We start from the raw sequence: 14,853 nt of genomic DNA, 5'->3' as shown, positions 1-14,853 counted from the left end.
TAACTAGTTTATGCTACATTTTTTTTACTTTTAAATAAAAAAAAAGAAAGCATGTCATTCTATTGGATTAAGACAAATGCAATTATCAAAAGGTGTTTTTCCAATTATATTTGGGACATTCCTAACAAAAAAAATAAGATTTATTTGACTTTTGATGATGGACCGACACCCGATGTTACGGATTGGTTACTTGAATTATTAAAAAAAGAAAACATTAAAGCCACATTTTTCTGTATTGGTAAAAATATTCTTTTAGCACCGGAACTTTTTAAACAAATTATAGAAGAGGGACATACAGTTGGAAACCACACCTATAACCACTATAACGGCTGGAAAAAAAGCAATGAAATTTATCTAGAAAACACCAAAAAATGTGAAGCGATTATTGTAGCCAATTCAACTAAGCAACCACAACTCTTTAGACCACCATACGGAAAAATTAAAAGGGGGCAAGCCAAAAAGATTAAAGAGCTAGGCTATAAAATCATTATGTGGGACGTGCTTAGTGCTGATTTTGACCAGCAAATTTCCCCAGAAAAATGTTTGACCAATGTAACTTCATCGGTTAAGCCAGGTAGTATTATTGTTTTTCATGATAGCTTAAAAGCTTCAAAAAATCTAAAATTCGCATTGCCACTAGCTATAAAACAACTAAAACAAAAAGGATTTATATTTGAAACCATAGTCTGAGTTTCAACTATAAATCCATATTCAGGTATTTTTTTACAAGTAAATGTTACAATTGCTCTTGTACTAAGCCAATAATTGTATTGGCATCGAGTTCTCCAGATTGCCTCCACATCATAACTCCTTCTTTGTAAATCATTAGTGTAGGCAAGCCCTTGATGCGAAGCACTTCAGCTAATTCTTGATTTTTATCAACATCTATTCGAATGACCTTGGCTTTATCACCAAGAGCGGCAGCTACATCTTTTATAACGGGATGCATCGAAACTGAAGATTCGTTCCAATCTGTGTAAAAATCGATTAACACTGGAACCTGAGCATTAATTAGTTCTCCAAATTTTGACATAAAACCAAAATATTTAATTTATACTACTTTTTACAGAGATAATATCATGCAAATATAGCATTTTTAACTAATTACGCTCTGTTTTCTCCTTTTTTTAGTTGAATTACAGTTATCTCCGGCATAATACCAACTCTACCAGGATAAGCATGAAAACCAAAACCACGGTTTACATAAACATATCTTCCTAAATTTTCGTATAATCCAGCCCACTGCTTATAAACGTATTGCGCCAAACTCCATTTAAAATAACCAGGAATTTCTATCCCAAACTGCATACCATGGGTATGCCCAGAAAGGGTAAGATGAAAATGTTTGTCATCATTTTTTACTACATGTTCCCAATGGCTTGGATCGTGACTCATTAAGATTTTAAAATCTTCTTTGGTTAAACCAGTAGCCGCTTTATCTAAATCACCGGCTTGTTTGAAATTGTGCCCCCAATTTTCAACGCCTACCAAAGCTATTTTTTGTCCGTCTTTTTCAATAAAGGTATGTTCATTTAGTAACAAATTAAATCCTATTTGACCATAAAGCTGTTTAATTTCTTCAAAATTCTTAACTTTATCTTCTTTTGTTTTCCAAGTAACATACTCCCCATAATCATGGTTTCCTAATACTGCATATTTCCCGAAAGGATGTTTTTCTATTTTGTTAAAAGTAGTAATCCAAGGATGCATCTCTTTTGCATGCGTATTAACAATATCACCTGTAAACAATATCAAATCCGTTTTTTGTTGATTGATCAAATCGATTGCATAATCAATTTTATCTGGATTATCAAAACTCCCACTGTGCACATCCGATATTTGGGTAATAGTAAATCCGTCAAAAGCATCAGGTAAATCGGGGAAAAAAATAGCTTGTTTGATGACTTTGAAATTGTATCTCCCTTCAAAAATTCCATAAATCAAAGACAAAAAAGGAATTGCAGCTAACCCTAATCCCACTTGACTTACAAATTTTCTCCGAGAAGGCAAGAATGCAGCGTCATTATTATACTCAACAAAATAGTTGATTCCGCCCATTACAATTCTAAATACATCTTCTCCGAATAAAACAAGCGTTATTAAAATCTTTGGAACATAAACCAACAACATTAATCCCATAGTGCGAAGACTTGATTGTGTTTGTCCAACAGAACGATCAAACTGAGTAAAACCGTAAATAATGTATAAAAGCAGAACTAAACTAAGTACCACATAGCCCCATAAAAAAGTTTTATTTTTTACCAAAGTTCTGATTGCCTGAAAAGCATAAGTTTCTATAAGTGTAAAAATCAGTAAAAAAACGAGTAATCGAAAAATCATGTTGTTTGAATTTAGCACAAATTAACAAAGAAAGTATACGCTATAAATGTCTTACTCCTTTTTTAACTTATGTTTTAGAAAAAAGTTAGCAATATTCTTTCCTTTTCAACTTTTCACCATTTCCAATCAATAAATTGCAATCAACTGGAGAGATTGAAGAAACACAATGAACAAAATCAAATTGCTTTGTTTATTTTTACCCTTTCAAATTTTAGATACAAAATACATGTCTACTCAAAAACGACTTTTCCTTTTAGATGCTTACGCACTAATTTTTCGTGGTTACTATGCTTTTATCAAAAACCCTAGAATCAACTCCAAAGGAATGGATACCTCGGCCATTATGGGATTTATGAACTCTTTGATGGATGTTATCCGAAGAGAAAAACCCGATCACTTGGCAGTAGCTTTTGATAAAGGCGGCAGTGATTATCGTTATGAAATGTATCAAGAATACAAAGCCCATCGTGACGAAACACCCGAAGCCATAAAAATTGCAGTTCCCTATATTCAGGAATTGCTAAAAGCAATGCATATTCCAATTATTGAAAAAGCAGGTTTTGAGGCCGATGACCTTATTGGCACCTTAGCCAAACAAGCTGAAAAAGAAGGCTACCAAGTATTTATGGTTACACCTGATAAAGATTTTGCACAATTGGTCTCAGAAAATATTTTCATGTACAAACCCGCTCGAATGGGGAATGACATTGAAATATGGGGAATTCCAGAGGTTTTGGCTAAATTTGAAATTGAACGACCAGAACAAGTAATAGACTTTTTGGGAATGATGGGAGATTCTGCGGATAATATTCCAGGATTACCTGGAGTTGGGGAAAAAACCGCAAAGAAATTTTTGGCCGAATATGGAACCTTAGAAAACTTGTTGGCCAATACGCATCAACTTAAAGGGGCGATGAAAGAAAAAATTGAAGCCAATGCCGAATTAGGAATTTTATCCAAAAAACTAGCTACTATTTTGCTCGATTGTCCTGTTGCTTTTGATGCACAAGATTATGAATTATCGAAACCAGATGTAGAAAAAACAGATGCTTTGTTTCAAGAATTGGAATTCCGTCAAATGAAAACACAATTCGATAAACTCTTTGGCACAGGAAAAGAGTATGACGAAATAGATGGAAATGGAGATGGAAAAGAAACGAATCCAACAGTTTCAAAAAAGACGGCGTCAAAAAAATCTGCTGAAAACCAAATGGATTTGTTTGGATTCTCTGATGATGAGAATAGCAACGAAAATGGTTTGAATAAGTTTTACCAAACACTCGAAGATACTCCACATTTTTACCAAATCATTCAAGGAGATTTTCCAGTAAAATTATTGCTTCAAAATTTATTACAACAAACTTCAGTTTGTTTTGATACCGAAACTACAGGAATAGATGCTTTGAATGCCGAGCTAGTTGGCTTATCTTTTTCATGGGAGAAAGGCAAAGGATTTTACGTTCCTTTTCCCGAAAATCAAGAAGAAGCTCAAGAATTAATTGAAAAATTTAGTCCTTTTTTCGAAAATGAAACCATTGAGAAGATTGGTCAAAATATGAAATATGATTTGAAAATTTTATCCAATTATAACATTCAAGTCAAAGGAAAACTGTTTGATACCATGATTGCGCATTATTTGATTAATCCAGATATGCGACACAATATGGATATTTTATCTGAAACCTATCTAAAATACAGTCCAAAATCTATCGAAACTTTAATTGGCAAAAAAGGAAAGAACCAATTATCGATGCGTCAAGTAGAATTGGAGGCGATTAAAGAATACGCCACCGAAGATGCTGACATCACTTTTCAATTAAAAGAGCATTTCCAACCAATTTTAGAAAAGGTTGGTACCAAAAAATTATTTGATGAAATTGAAATTCCTTTGGTACAAGTATTGGCTGATATGGAAAAAGAAGGCATCAATTTGGATGTTGATTTCCTAAAAAAGATGTCGATTGATATGCAAAAAGAGATTGATACTTTCGAACAACAAATTTATGAAACAGCGGGTGAGAAATTTAATTTGGCATCCCCAAAACAGCTAGGTGATATATTATTCGATAAGCTAAAAATTGGAGGTGCTAAGCAAAAGAAGACCAAAACAGGACAATATGCTACTGGTGAAGAAGTTTTATCTTACTTAGCCAATGAACACCAAATTGTTCGCGATATACTCGAATGGCGTCAAATGGTAAAACTGCAAAGTACTTACATTGATGCCTTACCCAATCAGGTTGACAAAAAAACAGGAAGAGTGCATACCGATTACATGCAAACAGTTGCCGCAACTGGTCGTTTGAGTTCTAATAATCCCAATCTTCAAAACATTCCTATTCGTACCGAAAGAGGACGACAAATCAGAAAAGCATTTATCGCACGTGATGAAAATTACACACTACTTTCTGCCGATTATTCTCAGATAGAATTGCGCATTATCGCCGCTTTGTGTGGGGAAGAAAATATGATTAAAGCCTTTCAAAACAAAGAAGACATCCATAAAAGTACGGCCGCCAAAGTATTCAATGTTCCTTTAGAAGAAGTAACTAAAGAACAACGTAGTCATGCTAAAACGGTCAACTTCGGAATTATCTATGGTGTATCGGCTTTTGGATTAAGCAATCAAACCAATTTATCTAGAAAAGAAAGTGCTGATTTGATTGAAGCCTATTACAAAACCTATCCAAGATTAAAATCATTCATACAAGAACAGGTTGATTTTGCCAGAGAAAACGGCTATGTAGAAACCATTTCAGGCAGAAGACGTTATTTGAAAGACATCAATTCTGCCAACGCCATTGTTCGTGGTGGTGCAGAACGAAATGCTGTCAATGCACCAATACAAGGTTCCGCAGCCGATATCATCAAAATTGCTATGATTAATATTCATAAAAAACTCACTGATGAAAATTGGCAGTCCAAAATGTTATTACAAGTTCATGACGAATTGGTTTTTGATGTTCACCATTCTGAACTCGAAAAAATACAACCGATGATCAAACACGAAATGGAAAATGCCTTCAAAATGACAGTTCCATTGGATGTTGAAATTGGATTGGGAAAAAATTGGCTGGAAGCGCATTAGAATAAAAAAAGGCTCGCAACTATTTTGTTACGAGCCTTTTTTCTATAATTTTAAGAGATTAGTTTAAACGAGTAGATTCTCTTTCTTTTAGTTTTGTTTTAATTACTTTGGTCTGATATGGCAAATGCTCTTCTTTAGACTCCAGACGATCAATTAATAATTGAGCGGCTACTTCACCTATTTCAACACCATGTTGACTTACTGTGGTCAAACTTGGAGACAAACGTCTTGAAGCTAAAATTCCATCAGCAAAGCCAATAATCGATAACTCTTCAGGAATACGCAATCCTTTCTTTAAACCAAACTTCAAAGCAGCAACAGACTCATCTTCAGCTAAAGCAAAAACACCGTCAATAGTATTATTGGCATAAATCGCTTCAACTTTTTCATTAAGTCCTTCACTAGAATCGGTTCTCAAAATGATATTCTCATTGATAGGTAAATTATTGTTTTTCAAAGCTTGCAAATACCCCTCTAAACGCAATTTACCAATACTCAAATTGTCAATAGTAGAAATAAGAGCAATATTTTTACACCCTGAATCAATTAAATACTGGGTAGAATCTAAGGCAGAATCAAAGTCATCAACAATCACTTTATCACAATTCAACTCGTCTGTGGTTCTATCAAACAGAACTATTGGAGTTCCTTCACTTATAATTTCTTTAAAGTGATTGTATTCGTGTTGCTTTTGTGCTTCTTCAGAAATGGATAAAACAAACCCATCTATAGTTCCATTACTTAACATTTCTAAAGTATGAGCTTCTTTCTCCAACGATTCATTAGAAATACACATAATTACATTGTATCCATTTTCGTCAGCAACTTTCTCAATGCCACTGAACACTTTAGCAAAAAATGAATTTAGAATATTTGGGATAATAACACCGATTGTTTTTGTTTTACGGTTCTTTAAATTCAAACCAATAACGTTCGGCTTGTAATTTTTAAGCTTTGCGTACTCTTTAATTTTAATTTTAGTTTGTTCGCTTATCTCTGGGCTATCATTTAATGCTTTGGACACTGTAGAAACCGAAACATTGAGTTCTTTGGCAATTTGTTTAAGGGTTGCTTTTGCTTTCATATGATAGAAATGTAGTTCGAAATTTGAATGAAATTAAAAATAATGAATAATTTAAATTATATGCATTAAACAAGCGAAGATAGTGATTATATTTATTTTATATATACTAAAACCACCTGATTTTTCGCAAAAAAAAGAAATTCAAGGTTTTATATTTTTACCGGTAGGTGACACAAAATCAATAAGTGAGAAATCAACTAAAAGAATATACAATTGATTATCAACATAGAAAGCAACAAAAAATAATCATTTGAGGTATTTGTATTTAAAATAATTAATTGTACTTTTGCAACCCCTTTATTGGGGATGGAATGTTTAATTAAAATATATTATTGTGAACGCATTAAGCTACAAGACAATCTCAACAACAAAAGCCAATTCTACTAAAGAATGGATCGTTGTAGATGCAGACGGTCATAACTTAGGACGTCTTGCTTCAAAAGTCGCTATGATTTTGAGAGGTAAGTACAAGCCAAGTTATACACCACACGTGGACTGTGGAGATAACGTAATTGTTATCAACGCAGAGAAAATTAACCTTACAGGAAACAAAATGGATGACAAAATTTACATGCGTCATACAGGTTACCCAGGAGGACAAAGAACTTTAACTGCTAAAGTTTTGCAATCTAAAAACCCAGCGTTATTAGTTGAAAAAGCAGTGAAAGGAATGCTACCTAAAAACAAATTAGGAGCAGAACTTTTTAGAAATTTAAATGTTGTTGTAGGAGCTGAGCACAAACAAGGGGCTCAAAAACCTAGAACTGTTAACCTAAACGATCTTAAGTAATGGGAGTTATTCACAAAATCGGTAGAAGAAAAACCGCTGTTGCACGTGTTTATGTTTCAGAAGGAACAGGAGTAATCACTGTAAACAAAAAAGAATTTGCAACTTACTTCCCAACTGCTACTTTACAGTACAAAGTAATGCAACCAATGTCTATGACAGAAAATGCATCAAACTTTGACGTAAAAGTAAACGTTTATGGAGGTGGTGTAACTGGTCAAGCAGAAGCTGTAAGAATGGCAATCGCTCGCGCAATGTGTGAAGTAAATGCTGAAAACAGAGGAGTATTGAAACCAGAAGGTTTATTAACAAGAGACCCAAGAATGGTTGAACGTAAGAAATTCGGTCAGAAGAAAGCTCGTAAGAGATTTCAATTCTCTAAACGTTAATATTGCCTGTCTTGTGCAATACGTACAAGACTTCGTTTATTTATTGAATTTAAAAACAATGTTGTTGTTGTCCCGATGCGTCGGGAAATTAGTTTAGCATCTAAATGTAAGTAGCCGATTTATCGCCATTCTTACATTGCTATATTCAACAGAACGTAAACTAGTACAAAAAATGTCAAACAAAGTAGAAGTAAAAGAATTACTAGAAGCAGGTGTTCATTTTGGACACATGACTAGAAAATGGGATCCAAATATGGCTCCTTATATTTATATGGAGCGTAATGGAATCCACATTATCAATCTATATAAAACTGCAGCAAAAATCGAAGAGGCTAATGAAGCATTGAAAAAAATCGCTGCATCAGGTAGAAAAATATTATTTGTTGCTACCAAAAAACAAGCAAAAGACATCGTAGCTGAAAAAGCAAAAGCTGCAAACATGCCTTACATCACTGAAAGATGGCCTGGTGGAATGTTAACAAACTTTGTTACTATCCGTAAAGCTGTTAAAAAAATGTCTTCTATCGACAAGATGAAAAAAGACGGAACTTTTAACACACTTTCTAAAAAAGAGCGTTTGCAAGTAGATCGTCTTCGTGCTAAATTAGAGAAAAACTTAGGTTCAATCGCTGATATGTCTAGACTACCTGCAGCATTGTTCGTAGTAGATATCAAAGCGGAACACATCGCAATAAAAGAAGCTCAAAAATTAAACATTCCAGTTTTTGCAATGGTTGATACTAACTCTGATCCACGTGAAGTAGATTATGTTATCCCTGCAAATGATGATGCTTCTAAATCAATTGACAAAATTTTATCTTTAGTGACTACTGCTGTAATCGAAGGCCTTTCTGATAGAGGTGCTGAGAAAGAAGTTGAAGCTGCTCCAGCTACCGAAGAAGTAGCTGCCGAAGCTGAAGAGGCTCCAGCAACTGAAGAATAAATCAAATTTTAAATTCCAAAACTTAAATTCCAAAATCCAAAATCAGAATAGTAACTTTCTGGTAAAGTTGGAATTTGGGATTTGAGAATTGGAATTTTTACTTTTAACATTTAAATACAAAATATTATGGCAACAATTACTGCTGCAGACGTAAATAAATTAAGAACAATCACAGGTGCAGGTATGATGGACTGCAAAAAAGCCTTGGTTGAAGCAGAAGGAGATTTTGATTTAGCTATCGAAAACTTACGTAAAAAAGGACAAAAAGTAGCGGCTAACCGTTCTGATAGAGCCTCTACAGAAGGAGCTGTTATCGCTGTTGTAAATGCTGAAAAAACTGCTGGTGTAGTAGTTTCATTGAACTGTGAAACTGACTTCGTGGGTAAAAACGAATCTTTCGTAAAATTAGCTCAAGATTTAGCTGCTTTAGCATTAAACTTCAATACTAAAGAAGAATTATTAGCTGCTGATTTCAACGGAATTACTGTTGCTGAAAAATTAATTGAGCAAACAGGAGTTATTGGAGAAAAAATCGAAATTGGTGCTTTCGAAAGATTAGAAGGTGCTTTCATCGGTTCTTACATCCACGCAGGTAACAAAATCGCTACGTTAACTGCTTTATCTAAAAACATTGAAGGTGCTGACGAAGTTGCTAAAAATATTTCTATGCAAGCTGCTGCAATGGCGCCAATCGCTCTTAACGAAGAAGGTGTTGATGCCGAAACTATTGCTAAAGAGATCGAAATCGCTAAAGATTTATTACGTCAAGAAGGTAAGCCAGAAGCAATGTTAGACAATATCGCTAAAGGTAAATTAGCTCGTTTCTTTAAAGACAACACTTTAGTAAACCAAGATTATATTAAAGATAACAAATTAAGCGTTGCTGCTTATGCTAAATCTTTAGATAAAGATCTTGTCGTAACTGGTTTCAAAAGAGCTGCTTTAGGATAAAATAACTGATTTTACTTCTTGTACTATCAAACAAAAGTCCCAACTTCATTGAAGTTGGGACTTTTTATATTTTGAAGTAATTGATTTGATGTCTCGATTTTTACAATTGATTTGTTTTGTATTGGAATTTGCCGACTCAGTTTTGTCAACATTTAATATAGTCTAAACCAATTCTATCTTTAGGATTAAAAAAAACTAATTGAGGTTTTTATTTATCTACTAGGTTTTATCAAAAGTATGTTTTTGTATTTGTTTTGTAGTTCAATTAAATTTCTTTCTGCTTCCATTCTTGTTCTATAGTTGCCTACCCATACTTTATAATTTGGGGTTTGGAAAACTATGGTCGCATCCATATGGATATTGTCGAGTTTGAACTCGTTCAGTGTTTTCTTAGCCAATTCGCTTACTCCACTAAAAATTTGAATCTTGTATCGGTCATTTACAACTAGTGAGGTGTTTATTTTTCTTTTTTCATTTAATAATTGGTCAACTCTTTGGTTTTGATTTACAGTGATGCTTTTCGTTTGGGCGCTTGTCTTTGTAATGGCAAATGTTAATATTATTATTAGTAGTGCTATTTTTTTAGATGTTAAAATTTTCATAACTAATTGGTTTTTATATTAAATAGAAAAAAGTCTGTTGTGTTAGGTTTTTAATAATTATTTAGAATGAATATAAATTGAAATTAAGACTATTTTAAGGTTTTGAGAATAGTTCTTAAGTCGTATTTTTGTCCGAGTTTTTAAATAAGGGTTGTTTTTACTGTCGTTAAAAATAGTATAAAATAATTAAATTTTAGTAGATAATCATTATATAATATGAAAAAGGTGGGTAACCATAATTCGATCACAAGGAATTTAATCTTAAGCATTGGGCTGACGTTAATTTTCTCCATATCTTCATTAGCTCAAGAGGCTGCGCCAGCGCCAGCTCCAGATGCTGCTGCAGTAGCGGCGGCTCCAACCTCTGGTGGAGATCCTGTTAAAGGGAAAGAGCTTTTTAATGCTAATTGTGCTGCTTGTCATAAATTAGATGCTAAAGCTACAGGTCCTGCTTTGAGAGGTGTTGCTTCTAAATATGAAATGGCTTGGATTTACAAATGGGTTAAAAATAGTTCCGATTTGATTAAATCTGGTGATGCAGCTGCTGTAAAAGTTTTTGAAGAAAACAATAAAGCGGTTATGACTGCTTTTCCACAATTATCGGAAGGGGATATTGATAATATTATAGCTTATACATCTGAGCCTAAAGCAGAAGCTCCAACAGCAGTTGCAGGTGCTGCTCCAGCAGTGGGTGCTCAAAATCAAGAAGGTGGAATAAGCAACAATGTGATTCTTGGTGCTTTGGCATTAGTAATGGCAATGTTGGTTGTTTTGTTGTTTTTGGTAAACAACGTTTTGAGAAAAGTTGCAAAAGCAAATGGTATTGAAGTGGAGGCAAAAACGCCTTCGTTACCGATTTGGAAAGCATTTGCAAAAAACCAATTTTTAGTTTTGGTTACTGCAATTCTTTTGTTGTTGAGTAGTGCTTATTTTGTATATGGTTACTTAATGCAGGTTGGAGTTGATCAAGATTATGCTCCTATTCAGCCTATTCATTACTCTCACAAAATACATGCTGGCGATAATGAAATTAACTGTAAGTACTGTCACTCTGCTGCAAGAGTAAGTAAAAATGCTGGTATTCCATCTTTGAATGTTTGTATGAACTGTCATAAAAACATTTCTGAAGTAGCTGAAACTACAGCTACTCCAGAATACAGCAAAGCTTTTTATGATGAGCAAATTCAAAAATTATATGCAGCTGTAGGTTGGGATAAAACTACTCAGTCATATACTGGTAAAACACAACCAGTTAAATGGGTGCGTATTCATAATTTGCCAGACTTTGTATATTTTAATCACTCTCAGCACGTAACTGTTGCTGGAATTGAATGTCAAACTTGTCACGGGCCTGTTGAAACGTATGAAATTCAAAAGCAATTTGCTCCTCTTACTATGGGATGGTGTGTTGATTGTCATAGAAAAACGGATGTTAAGACAGAGGGTAATGAATATTATACCAAAATTCACGAACAACTTTCTAAAAAGTACGGTGTTGAGAAATTGACAGCTGCTCAAATGGGAGGTTTAGAGTGTGGTAAATGCCACTATTAAAAGAAATTATTAAGATTTAATATTTATATATAATATGTCATCAAACAAAAAATACTGGAAAAGTGTTGAAGAGCTAGACGGAAATAGTTCTATTGTTGAGGCGCTTAAGAATAACGAGTTTGTTGAAGAGATTCCTACCGATGAATTTTTGGGTAATAGTGATAAATTATCTTCTTCTACTTCACGTCGTGATTTTTTAAAGTACGTTGGTTTCAGTACAGCAGCTGCTACATTAGCAGCCTGTGAGGGACCAGTTAACAAATCAATACCTTATGTGTTGCAACCTGAGGAAATCATTCCTGGTGTAGCGGATTATTATGCTACAACTGTTTTTGATGGTTTTGATTTTGCTAATTTATTAGTAAAAACTCGTGAAGGGCGACCTATTAAAATTGATAATAATACCATTGCAGGAGCTAAATTTTCTGCCAATGCTAGAATACATGCGTCTATATTGTCATTGTATGACAATATGCGTTTAAAAGAACCAAAAGTTGCAGGCAATGCTGCTTCTTGGTCATCTGTTGATTCAAAATTAAAATCAAGTATCGCTGAAGCTAAAGCTAAAGGTGGTCAGGTTGTTTTTTTAACAAATACTTTAGCGAGTCCTTCTACTGAAAAATTAATTGGTGAATTTATAGCTAAAAACCCAAATGCTAAACATGTAGTTTATGATGCTGTATCTTCTTCTGAAGCTTTAGATGCATTTCAAACTGTTTATGGGAAAAGAGCTTTAGTTGACTATGATTTCTCAAAAGCTTCTTTGATTGTTTCTGTAGGAGCTGATTTCTTAGGAGATTGGCAAGGTGGTGGATTTGATGCTGGTTATGCACAAGGAAGAATCCCTAAAGCAGGAAAAATGTCACGTCATTTTCAATTTGAAGCGAATATGACACTATCTGGTGCTGCGGCTGATAAACGTGTACCGATGACTGTTGCTAATCAAAAGCAAGCTTTAGTTCAAATCTATAATATTGTTACTGGAAACAATGTTTCAGTAAAATTAGATGATAAATTCAAAGCAGAAGTTACAAAAGCAGCGCAACAATTAAAATCTGCTGGATCTAAAGGTGTTTTAGTGTCAGGAATCCAGGATGTTAATGCTCAATTGTTAGTTTTAGCTATCAATCAATCTTTGTCTAGTGAAGCGTTTGTTACCTCTGGTGCTCGTTTAATTAGAAAAGGTTCTAACGCTGCTGTTACTCAATTAATAAAAGATATGAATGCTGGTGCTGTTCATACTTTGATTATGAGTGGAGTTAATCCGGTGTATACACTAGCAGATAGTAAATCATTTACCAATGGTTTAAAGAAAGTAACGACTTCAGTTGCTTTAACAATAAAAGAGGATGAAACCGCTTTATTAGCTACTATTGCAGCTCCAGTACCTCATTATTTAGAGTCTTGGGGTGATTTGCAATTAACGGAAGGTACTTACAGTATTACTCAGCCGACTATTCGTCCTTTATTCAATACTAAACAATTTCAAGATGTACTATTGTCTTTAAATGGTATAGCAGGTACTTATTATGATTATTTAAAATCTGTTTCATCAGGAATTATTGCTGGTTCTTCTTGGAATAAAGTATTACATGATGGTGTTTATGTAGGAGCTATTTCAGCTGTTTCAGCTGGTACTGCAAATTATGTTGGCGCAGCTAATGCCTTAGCTAGTTCATCTAGCTCAAAAGGACTTGAGTTGGTATTGTATACCAAAACAGGAATGGGTGATGGTCAACAAGCAAACAATCCTTGGTTACAAGAGTTTCCAGATCCAATAACAAGAGTTTCTTGGGATAACTACATTACAGTATCTAATGCAGATGCAAAAAAGTTAGGACTTACTAATGAAATAGTTGCTAATGGTGGATTGAATGGTTCATATGTAAAATTAACTTCTAATGGGGTTACTTTAGAAAATGTTCCTGTAATTGTTCAACCTGGTCAAGCAGTTGGTACTGTAGGTATGGCTTTAGGATATGGTCGTAAAGCTGCTCTTAAAGAAGAAATGCAAGTAGGTATTAACGCTTACTCATTATATAATGATTTTAATGATTTACAAAACGTAACCCTAGAATTGGCTTCTGGAGAACATGAGTTTGCTTGTGTACAAGGTCAAAAAACATTAATGGGTCGTGGAGATATTATTAAAGAAACAACTTTAGAAATTTTCAATACTAAAGATGCCGAAATTTGGAACGAGAAACCGATGGTATCTTTAGATCATAAAGAAGTAGAAGCTACTTCTGTTGGGTTGTGGGATTCTTTCGATCGTTCGATTGGTCATCATTTCAACCTTTCAATTGATTTGAATGCTTGTACTGGTTGTGGTGCATGTGTAATAGCTTGTCATGCTGAAAATAACGTACCAGTTGTTGGTAAAGATGAAGTAAGAAGAAGTAGAGATATGCACTGGTTGCGTATTGATAGATATTACTCTTCAGAAAGTACTTTTGAAGGTGATGTAGAAAGAAAAGAAAATATCGCTGGTCTTTCAAGTTCATTGTCTACTTTTAACGAAATGGAAAAAGCTGGAGATAATCCACAAGTTTCTTTCCAACCTGTTATGTGTCAGCACTGTAATCACGCACCTTGTGAAACAGTTTGTCCAGTTGCTGCGACTTCTCATGGTCGTCAAGGTCAAAATCAAATGGCATATAACCGTTGCGTTGGAACTCGTTACTGTGCAAATAACTGTCCTTATAAAGTACGTCGTTTTAACTGGTTCTTGTATAACAAAAACAGTGAGTTCGATTACCATATGAATGATGATTTGGGTAGAATGGTATTGAATCCAGATGTTAACGTTCGTTCTCGTGGAGTTATGGAGAAATGTTCTATGTGTATTCAAATGACACAAGCAACAATTCTTAAAGCAAAAAGAGAAGGTAGAGAAATCAAAGATGGTGAATTCCAAACAGCTTGTTCAAATGCTTGTTCTTCAGGAGCTATGATATTTGGAGATGTTAATGATAAAGAAGCGGTAGTTACTAAATTAGCTGCAGACGAAAGATCATACCATTTGTTAGAGCATGTTGGGACAAAACCAAACGTGGTTTATCAAGTTAAAGTTAGGAATATCTAGTAAAAAAAATTAATTAAGAATCAATATAAA

General features: G+C 34.1%; 12 protein-coding genes. 8 read left to right on the top strand and 4 right to left on the bottom strand.

The window, feature by feature from the left end:
- The first annotated feature begins 51 nt into the window (after positions 1-51).
- On the top strand, positions 52-690 hold the full coding sequence (locus ACSVH5_RS07385) for a polysaccharide deacetylase family protein (RefSeq protein WP_438060799.1): 639 nt from the start codon (positions 52-54) through the stop codon (positions 688-690).
- Between the two features lie 46 nt (positions 691-736).
- On the opposite strand, the gene ACSVH5_RS07380 is transcribed toward ACSVH5_RS07385, so the two are convergent.
- Entirely contained in the window at positions 737-1,033 is a 297-nt protein-coding gene (locus tag ACSVH5_RS07380; protein WP_064714270.1) for a thioredoxin family protein, read from the bottom strand.
- A 71-nt stretch (positions 1,034-1,104) separates the two neighbouring features.
- Positions 1,105-2,340 carry a metallophosphoesterase gene (locus ACSVH5_RS07375; RefSeq protein ID WP_438060798.1) on the bottom strand — a complete coding sequence of 412 codons (1,236 nt, stop codon included), beginning with the start codon at positions 2,338-2,340 and terminating at the stop codon, positions 1,105-1,107.
- A 226-nt stretch (positions 2,341-2,566) separates the two neighbouring features.
- Here ACSVH5_RS07375 and polA point away from each other — a divergent pair, with 226 nt between their 5' ends.
- Positions 2,567-5,428: a DNA polymerase I gene (gene polA, locus ACSVH5_RS07370; RefSeq protein ID WP_438060797.1), complete on the top strand. Its 2,862-nt coding sequence runs from the start codon at positions 2,567-2,569 to the stop codon at positions 5,426-5,428.
- 58 nt (positions 5,429-5,486) lie between these two features.
- Here the strand turns inward: polA and ACSVH5_RS07365 are convergent, their stop codons facing one another.
- Complete coding sequence (locus ACSVH5_RS07365) at positions 5,487-6,512, bottom strand: LacI family DNA-binding transcriptional regulator (protein ID WP_438060796.1); 1,026 nt, start codon at positions 6,510-6,512, stop codon at positions 5,487-5,489.
- Positions 6,513-6,846: 334 nt separating this feature from the next.
- On the opposite strand from ACSVH5_RS07365, the gene rplM reads away from it, so the two are divergent.
- The 4 genes from rplM to tsf all read left to right on the top strand — a co-directional run bounded on the left by rplM (position 6,847) and on the right by tsf (position 9,582).
- Complete coding sequence (gene rplM, locus ACSVH5_RS07360; protein ID WP_064715636.1) at positions 6,847-7,302, top strand: 50S ribosomal protein L13; 456 nt, start codon at positions 6,847-6,849, stop codon at positions 7,300-7,302.
- A complete protein-coding gene (gene rpsI, locus ACSVH5_RS07355; RefSeq protein ID WP_024980376.1) occupies positions 7,302-7,688 on the top strand; it encodes a 30S ribosomal protein S9 in 387 nt (128 codons plus the stop codon). Before rplM ends, rpsI begins: the two co-directional genes overlap by 1 nt.
- Before the next feature lie 172 nt (positions 7,689-7,860).
- Complete coding sequence (rpsB, locus tag ACSVH5_RS07350; RefSeq protein ID WP_438060795.1) at positions 7,861-8,631, top strand: 30S ribosomal protein S2; 771 nt, start codon at positions 7,861-7,863, stop codon at positions 8,629-8,631.
- Positions 8,632-8,757: 126 nt separating this feature from the next.
- A complete protein-coding gene (tsf, locus tag ACSVH5_RS07345) occupies positions 8,758-9,582 on the top strand; it encodes a translation elongation factor Ts (protein WP_438060794.1) in 825 nt (274 codons plus the stop codon).
- A 212-nt stretch (positions 9,583-9,794) separates the two neighbouring features.
- Here tsf and ACSVH5_RS07340 read toward each other — a convergent pair whose 3' ends face one another.
- The gene (locus ACSVH5_RS07340) at positions 9,795-10,184 is read right to left on the bottom strand and encodes an SPOR domain-containing protein (protein ID WP_438060793.1); all 390 of its coding nucleotides are present in this window, start codon (positions 10,182-10,184) and stop codon (positions 9,795-9,797) included.
- Between the two features lie 216 nt (positions 10,185-10,400).
- On the opposite strand from ACSVH5_RS07340, the gene ACSVH5_RS07335 reads away from it, so the two are divergent.
- A complete protein-coding gene (locus tag ACSVH5_RS07335; protein WP_438060792.1) occupies positions 10,401-11,738 on the top strand; it encodes a c-type cytochrome in 1,338 nt (445 codons plus the stop codon).
- 34 nt (positions 11,739-11,772) lie between these two features.
- A complete protein-coding gene (locus ACSVH5_RS07330; RefSeq protein WP_438060791.1) occupies positions 11,773-14,823 on the top strand; it encodes a TAT-variant-translocated molybdopterin oxidoreductase in 3,051 nt (1,016 codons plus the stop codon).
- Positions 14,824-14,853: the final 30 nt, after the last annotated feature.

Origin of the sequence: Flavobacterium sp. RSSA_27 (genome assembly GCF_051547125.1) — a bacterium.
Lineage (GTDB): Bacteria > Bacteroidota > Bacteroidia > Flavobacteriales > Flavobacteriaceae > Flavobacterium.
This window is presented reverse-complemented; position numbering and strand designations above follow the sequence as displayed.

What these genes read in the sequence shown, in the direction of transcription:
- rpsB (WP_438060795.1), top strand. Translation starts at nt 7,861, where the DNA reads ATGTCAAACAAAGTAGAAGTAAAAGAATTACTAGAAGCAGGTGTTCAT.
- ACSVH5_RS07330 (WP_438060791.1), top strand. Translation starts at nt 11,773, where the DNA reads ATGTCATCAAACAAAAAATACTGGAAAAGTGTTGAAGAGCTAGACGGA.
- ACSVH5_RS07335 (WP_438060792.1), top strand. Translation starts at nt 10,401, where the DNA reads ATGAAAAAGGTGGGTAACCATAATTCGATCACAAGGAATTTAATCTTA.
- ACSVH5_RS07340 (WP_438060793.1), bottom strand. Translation starts at nt 10,184, where the DNA reads ATGAAAATTTTAACATCTAAAAAAATAGCACTACTAATAATAATATTA.
- ACSVH5_RS07375 (WP_438060798.1), bottom strand. Translation starts at nt 2,340, where the DNA reads ATGATTTTTCGATTACTCGTTTTTTTACTGATTTTTACACTTATAGAA.
- ACSVH5_RS07365 (WP_438060796.1), bottom strand. Translation starts at nt 6,512, where the DNA reads ATGAAAGCAAAAGCAACCCTTAAACAAATTGCCAAAGAACTCAATGTT.
- polA (WP_438060797.1), top strand. Translation starts at nt 2,567, where the DNA reads ATGTCTACTCAAAAACGACTTTTCCTTTTAGATGCTTACGCACTAATT.
- ACSVH5_RS07385 (WP_438060799.1), top strand. Translation starts at nt 52, where the DNA reads ATGTCATTCTATTGGATTAAGACAAATGCAATTATCAAAAGGTGTTTT.
- rpsI (WP_024980376.1), top strand. Translation starts at nt 7,302, where the DNA reads ATGGGAGTTATTCACAAAATCGGTAGAAGAAAAACCGCTGTTGCACGT.
- ACSVH5_RS07380 (WP_064714270.1), bottom strand. Translation starts at nt 1,033, where the DNA reads ATGTCAAAATTTGGAGAACTAATTAATGCTCAGGTTCCAGTGTTAATC.
- tsf (WP_438060794.1), top strand. Translation starts at nt 8,758, where the DNA reads ATGGCAACAATTACTGCTGCAGACGTAAATAAATTAAGAACAATCACA.